General features: G+C 40.3%; 2 protein-coding genes, 1 pseudogene and 1 riboswitch. All 3 genes and pseudogenes read right to left on the reverse strand.

The annotated features are described in order from the left end of the window. On the reverse strand, nt 1-912 hold a 912-nt coding region (locus tag C3Z13_RS02655), incomplete at its 3' end, for an ABC transporter substrate-binding protein (protein ID WP_103854923.1). Nucleotides 913-914: 2 nt separating this feature from the next. Continuing rightward, nucleotides 915-2,027 (reverse strand): annotated as a pseudogene (locus C3Z13_RS02660) (metallophosphoesterase). Between the two features lie 77 nt (nt 2,028-2,104). After that, entirely contained in the window at nt 2,105-3,157 is a 1,053-nt protein-coding gene (locus C3Z13_RS02665; protein WP_103854924.1) for an ABC transporter substrate-binding protein, read from the reverse strand. A 103-nt stretch (nt 3,158-3,260) separates the two neighbouring features. Then, a riboswitch (TPP riboswitch) is annotated at nt 3,261-3,363 on the reverse strand. Nucleotides 3,364-3,493 lie beyond the last annotated feature (130 nt).

Here is a 3,493-nt window from a genome sequence, read left to right on the forward strand (position 1 = left end):
CGCATTCACATTCGTTGGAATTTGATACACGCCCGCTTCACGCCACGGAATTTCTTGTGCTTCTTTGGAAAGTGCCCAATCCACAAATAATTTCGCGTTATCTAAATTTCTTGCGCCTTTAATAATGCTTAATCCGCCAAGAGAATAACTATCGCCCTCACAAGGCAAAATGGCTTCCACGGGCGCACCATTTTCTTTCTCCGTTGCATAACTATGCACAAATCCTACGCTCACGGCGCTTTCGCCACGCGCTAGGTTGCTGGTAACTTGGTTGCTTTTCATATATTGCGACACGTTTGCATCAAGCTGTTTTAAATATTCAAAGGCTTTTTCTTCCCCTAAAAGCTCAATGAGCGTAACAATGGCCGTGTAAGTTGTGCCTGAAAGCTGAGGATCTGGCACTTGAATTTGTCCTTTTAAGCGTGGATCGAGCAAATCTTTCCAGCATTTTGGATAGTCTTTAATACCGAGTTCAGCAAATTTTTCCGTATTCACGCCAAAGCCGAGCACAAGCATATACAAAATAGAGGTGAGATCACCTTTTTTATCCAACAAGGCTTTAAATTGTGGCATTGTTTCCGCTTGTTTTGGTGAGCGATAAGGGCTAAGCAAGCCGAGATCTGCCGCCTGATAATGCAATTCAATTGTGCCGCCATACCACGCGTCTGCTTGCGGATTATTTTGTTCCGCTTTTAACTTGGATAAGGTCGCCCCTGTGCTGTTACGCACAAATTGAGTTTGCACATTGTATTTTTTACTAAAAGTTTGAGTGATTTTCTCGCAAGTTGTGCTTTGCACACTGCAATATATTGTTAGCTTGCCTTCTGCGTGAACGGCATTAGAAAGTAGAGTAGCCGAGCCTAAACAAAGTGCGGTGTAAATTTTGCTTAAATTTTTATTTAGAAAGTTCATCATCACTCCTTTTCGTTCCCTTTCACATCAATAATAAACACTTCCGATTGCGATCCTAATCGCATTGGAATCCCCCAAAATCCATAGCCTGAGGTTACGAAAAAATGCCCGTTGCCAATTTTCTCATAACCGTAATCTAAACGATATAACACTTTTGTGATTAAATTTGCGGGAAACACTTGCCCTTTATGGGCGTGGCCTGAAACTTGAATATCAATCGGCAAGGTGGAATGTTCCATAATTTCTGTTGGACGATGATCTAACAGAAAAATCGGTAAATCCCTTTTTGTTTTATCACGGGTTTTATCAAGTGCGGCTAAAATTTGTTTAGTTTTTGGACGTGCTTTGAATAAATCATCATTGCGTCCAATCAGCACAAAACGGTTATCCACTTCTAGCGCTTGATCCATCAGAACCGTAATGCCCGCCTTGCGAATTTCTTTCGCAATGGCTTGTTGCTGACCAAAGAAATCGTGGTTGCCTAAGGTGGCATAAACCCCAAGGGGCGCACGCAGTTTCGCAAGATGTGGCTGCATTTTTTCTGCTACATAAGCGCGAATATTATCATCCATAATATCGCCTGGCAGCAAAATAATATCCACCTTTTGTTCATTCATTATTTCAGCCAGTTGATCTAACTGTTTCCCACCAAATAAACGCCCAAGGTGAAAATCACTCGCCATTCCAATGCGCAGTGGCTTGAAAGGCTTATCTAGCGTGATTTCATAATGAATTACCTGTGGCGTGTAAGCATTATACACACTCAAGCCAATCAAACTGGCTAAACCAAGGGGATAAAGCCAAGCTAAAGTGCGGTGCAATTTTTGCTTAAATTTTGTTTTCTAAAATAAGTAAATCGCTACGCACACCAAACTGACAAAACTGGCAAAGAGCAAAAACGCCAAAATAAACGCGCTGGTGCGGAACATTGGGTAAATGCGCGACACAGTGAGCAAAATAATACTATTTGCGCCGAGATAAGTAATAAGGGTTAAAATTTTACGACAAACAGGACTGGTATTTTGCAAATAAAGCCAAGATAGCGTGCGGTTAAAAATATAAATGAAGAATTGTAAAAAAATAATACAAATTGCGAAAATAATTTGGTATCGCATTACGAACAGCTTTCCTAAAATAAAAAATCATAAAGAGCGGTTTTTAACCGCACTTTATATTTTGTCAATGGAAAAGCTTAGTCAAGCTTAATTTCTTCAATCCAACGCTTAATCAAGCGCTTACCTTCTTCATCTGAACCAAAGCGTTCAAAATCAAAGTCAATGAGTTTTAAGGTTTTTGGATCAGTGGAATTTGGTGAGGCTTTGGCGTGAATATTGGTTGGAATTTGATACATTTTTTCTTCGCGCCACGCAATTTCTTGCGCTTCAGGCGTTAATGCCCAATCCATAAATAATTTTGCATTTTGTAAATTTCTTGCCCCTTTCAAAATGCTGATGCCGCCAAGGGAATAGCTGTCGCCTTCGCAAGGTAAAATGGCTTCCACAGGCGCACCGTTTTCTTTCTCGGTGTGATAACCATTAATAAAACCAATGGTTACCGCCGCATCACCACGGGAAAGATTGGATTTCTCTGTACCACTTTTAGCATATTGAGAAATATTTTTATCTAAGGCTTTCAAATAACGAAAGGCTTCTTCTTCACCGAATAACTGTACTAGCGTTGCGATAAAGGTATAGCCCGTGCCAGTATTGCGCGGATCAGGCATTTGAATTTGATCTTTAAATTTTGGATCGGTTAAATCTTTCCAGCATTTTGGATAGTCTTTAATGCCTAATTGTTTGAATTTTTCGGTGTTTACGCCAATGCCTAACACAATAATGTAGCCAATGGAGGTAACATCGCCGTGTTTGTCGAGCAAGGCTTTAAATTGTGGCATAGTTTCCGCTTGCAATGGTGAACGATAAGGCTCGAGTAAGCCTAATTGTGCGGCTTGAAAGTGCGGCTCAATTGTGCCGCCGTACCAAATATCCGCTTGAGGCAAAGCTTGCTCCGCTTTGATTTTGGCAAGGGTTGCGCCCGTGCTGTTACGCACAAATTTGGTGTCCACGTTATATTTCTTGGCAAAAACTTGCGCCATTTTTTCGCAGACAGAATGTTGCACGCTGCAATAAACCGTTAATCGCCCTTCAGCTTGCGCATTGTGGCTGAATAAAAATAGGCTGCCTGCAGCGCAAATAGGAAGAAGCGATTTGGCTAAAAATGATGAGAGAAAGGTCTTAAATTGCATTGTCATTTCCTTATTAACAAATGATTAAAAAGTGATATTGACGAGCAAGAAAGAAATTAGAAAGGTAAAGCAGAAAATTCCGCAAAATAAAGGCGTTTGCAAGAATATGATCTAATTAGTTTCCTACGTCAGCATTAACTGAATCAGGTTCACGGGTATTATCTCAGCTTGTTTGGATATTCCATCAAGCACCCCGACTAATTCTCGTTTAGTATAGAAAGGGCAGGCTAGGGCTGTCAATGATAAAAAGGTTAAATGGCATTAATTAATGATGAAAAGATTTAATAAAAATAATGAAAAAAATTACCGCACTTTTCTTTTTATTGACCTTATGGG

The sequence above is a fragment of the Avibacterium endocarditidis genome, from assembly GCF_002921145.1.
Lineage (GTDB): Bacteria > Pseudomonadota > Gammaproteobacteria > Enterobacterales > Pasteurellaceae > Avibacterium > Avibacterium endocarditidis.

Bases quoted from the DNA above. Each gene is read 5' to 3' on its own strand.
- C3Z13_RS02665 (WP_103854924.1), bottom strand. From the start codon at position 3,157: ATGCAATTTAAGACCTTTCTCTCATCATTTTTAGCCAAATCGCTTCTT.